Genomic DNA, 3,132 nt, shown 5'->3' with positions numbered 1-3,132 from the left:
CACTGGGGCAAGGGGATATAATATGAAAATCTTTAATGCGGTTACAAGTGATGTGAAAGAAATTTATAATCTCATTGAAATGTATGCAAAAGAAGGAGTTGTTTTGCCGCGTTCTCTTTTGTCTCTCTATCAATATTTACAATGTTTATATGTTATGAAAGAAGGAGAGGAAGTCGTTGGAGTTGCTGGTTTACATGTGTTAGGAGAGGATCTTGCAGAAGTACGATCGTTAGTAGTTTCGCATACATATGCAGGAAAAGGGATAGGGCGTATGCTCGTGAGTCATGTGATGGAGGAAGCGACGAAAATAAATGTAAAAAGAGTGATTTCTTTAACGTATGAAACAGTATTTTTTCAAAAGTGTGGATTTGATTTTGTAAATAAAGAATTGCTGCCAGAGAAAGTATGGGTTGATTGTAGACATTGTCCAAAAGTCAATTATTGTGATGAAGTGGCGATGATACGGTATGTTGGGTGAAATTTTTAGAGAGAAAAAAGGCCCACTATTATTTAAGAAATAGTGGGTATCTATATTTTAATTAGAAATGAGATGTTGTTAAGAATTTGAATTCGTTTGTCTTACTGCAAAATTAAAAATGGGATTTTTAAGCTCATAGTTATAAGTAGAACCATCGACAAGTCCTACAACTTTATCGCTATCATAAAGGTCGAGCATAAATTGTGCCATTTGTTTTGCAGTGTGGAATTTCGGTACAACATTATCGTATTGGAACTCATCAATATTAAATGAACGTTTCGCAAATTCTGTTTCAGTTGCACCAGGAGCTAAAACTTTTGCTTGTAGTTTTGCACCTTGTTCTTTCAGTTCGTGAGATAATCCTTCTGTAAATGCACTTACATAAAATTTCGTAGCGCAATACGTAACAGCATTGGCAACAATCGTGTATCCACCGCCTGATGAAACGTTAATAAGCTGTGTTCCTTCGGTCATTGAATAATCTCGAACGAAAAGGGAAGATAGTATTGTTAGTGCTTCTATATTTACATGCAACATCGTTTCTATCTTGTTTAAATTTTGTTCAGCAATTGAGGCGAAATTACCAAAACCTGCGTTGTTAATCCACGTTTCAATTTGAAAACTTTGTAGACTTTCATAAAATTTATAAACTTCTTCAGTGACTGATAAATCAGTTCTTCGAATGACAACATCCAATTCCGGATGCATTTCGTTAATTTTCAATTTTAATTTTTCTAATTCTGCTTGTCTTCGAGCTACAAGTATTAAGTTTTTTCCGCGAGATGCAAAGGCTAAAGCGGATTCATAGCCAATTCCTGAACTAGCACCAGTAATAACAGTATATTTCATATAAAAGCCTCCTAAATTCAAATTAATTTATCATGGTTAGATTGTATTTGTTAGAGTATACTCTAAGTCAAATGTTTTTTATAATTTGGATAAGGCAGTAAAATATATGAGAGTAAATGGCGTGCGGAGGGAGAATGGTTATGTACACAATTAGCGAGGTAGCTAAATTATTAGGAGTGAGCACACATACATTACGTTATTATGAAAAGGAGAACATATTAATTGCAAATCGCGATGCAAATGGGAATAGATTGTATGAAGAGTCACATATAAAGTGGTTGCAGTTTGTAATGAAATTAAAACAAACACAAATGCCGATAGCGAAAATAAGAGAATATGCTAGATTATATTTAGAAGGGGAGCATACAACCGAAGCTCGTTTACAGCTCTTAGAAGATCATAGGAAATCTATTCAGATTCAAAGAGAAAATTTAGAAGTTACAGAGAAGATGCTCGAAAATAAAATTATTGCATACAAAGACTCGTTGAAAAGTAAATAGCGTACAAAATATTTCGTTCTTTGTTGCATGTTGAAAAGGGAGTACAGGTCTTTGTTTTGGAATTTATCTATGAGTATTTAATTATAATGTGCCGATAAATTAAAAAAGAGCAGTTAGCTAAAAGCAACTGCTCGATTCAAAGGGATCTCCAAGGGGGGAATGGAGAAAATATTATGTTACTACCATTATTGACAGATTATTAAGAAATATACATGTGGATTTAAGAAATTTAAAATATTTTTTAGTTAATAGAATCCGGGTGTTGACACTTTATCAATTGGTCATGTAGAATGTTTATGAATGACATTCAGTCATTTTTTCTGTGGAAGGGTGTAGATAAGCAACTTTTATATGTAGTTAGCTTAATAACGGAACAAATATAAGGATAAATGAGGATGATATTGGTTTTTTAAATAGTAGTTAGAGTGAGATTATATTTTTTAAATCAAAAATGACTGACGGTCAGTCAGTAAATAATAGAAGGTGAGAGATATGAAAAATAAAGCTTGGTTATATGTCACATTAACATGTATCTTTGAAATTTTTTGGGTGTTTGGTTTTAATACAGCTCATACTTGGTGGCATTGGGTCATTATTGTAGGAGTTATCGCTGTTGATTTTTACTTCCTATCGAAAGCGTGCGAACATCTTGCAACAGGGACTGTATATGCTGTGTTTGCCGGAGCTGGTACGGTTGGTACTTTCCTAATGGATGTATTCCTTTTCGGCGGCAGTTTCAGTTTAGGAAAGCTATTCTTTATCGTAATGGTCGTAGCGGGCGTTATCGGTTTAAAATTAGCTGATAATAAAGAAGAAACCGCGGAAGAAATTGTGAAAGGAGCTGCTTAAAWTGGGTTGGTTTTTCGTATTTTGTGCTGCAATTAGTGAAATAGTCGGTGTGATAGGCCTTAAAATGTATAGTAAAGATAAGACGTTAGCAAATGGAGCGATTTATATAGGTGGATTTGCAACTTCCTTTGCATTCTTATACACATCTTTCTTGTTCTTACAAGTAAGTGTAGCTTATGCGGTTTGGATTGGCATTGGAACAGCAGGAGCTGTTTTATTAAATATGTTTCTGTTTGGTGAATCGAAAAGTAAGGCACGTTTGATTAGTGTAGCTCTTATCGTATGTGGAGTTACGGGGTTAAAAGCTCTTTCATAAGAAAAGGATATTAAAGTTAAATCTCCTAACGATTTGTTGGGAGATTTTTATTATGAAAAGTGCACGATGATTGACAGTACAGCTAGTTATTTTATAAAATGAGTGACAGTCATTCAATACGCGTGTGAAAGGGTTTAGAT

At 34.0% G+C, this 3,132-nt stretch carries 5 protein-coding genes; 4 read left to right on the top strand and 1 reads right to left on the bottom strand.

All coding sequences use genetic code 11. From position 1 onward, the window contains the following. Positions 1 to 22: 22 nt before the first annotated feature. Positions 23 to 478, top strand: a complete 456-nt coding sequence (locus AC1DJR_RS23510; protein ID WP_002166324.1) for an N-acetyltransferase — start codon at positions 23 to 25, stop codon at positions 476 to 478. 78 nt (positions 479 to 556) lie between these two features. Here the strand turns inward: AC1DJR_RS23510 and AC1DJR_RS23505 are convergent, their stop codons facing one another. Then, a complete protein-coding gene (locus AC1DJR_RS23505; protein ID WP_016119650.1) occupies positions 557 to 1,327 on the bottom strand; it encodes an SDR family NAD(P)-dependent oxidoreductase in 771 nt (256 codons plus the stop codon). 140 nt (positions 1,328 to 1,467) lie between these two features. Between AC1DJR_RS23505 and AC1DJR_RS23500 the strand changes: the two genes are divergently transcribed. From AC1DJR_RS23500 to AC1DJR_RS23490, 3 genes are all read left to right on the top strand, one after another. After that, a complete protein-coding gene (locus AC1DJR_RS23500; RefSeq protein WP_002188427.1) occupies positions 1,468 to 1,827 on the top strand; it encodes a MerR family transcriptional regulator in 360 nt (119 codons plus the stop codon). A gap of 492 nt (positions 1,828 to 2,319) precedes the next feature. Then, positions 2,320 to 2,676, top strand: a complete 357-nt coding sequence (locus AC1DJR_RS23495; protein WP_429687710.1) for a DMT family transporter — start codon at positions 2,320 to 2,322, stop codon at positions 2,674 to 2,676. A 1-nt stretch (position 2,677) separates the two neighbouring features. Next, the gene (locus AC1DJR_RS23490) at positions 2,678 to 2,992 is read left to right on the top strand and encodes a DMT family transporter (protein WP_000539672.1); all 315 of its coding nucleotides are present in this window, start codon (positions 2,678 to 2,680) and stop codon (positions 2,990 to 2,992) included. Positions 2,993 to 3,132: the final 140 nt, after the last annotated feature.

This window comes from Bacillus sp. 05T31 (assembly GCF_056396725.1).
Note: the sequence above shows the minus strand (reverse complement) of the source record. Positions and strands in the feature narration are given on the sequence as shown.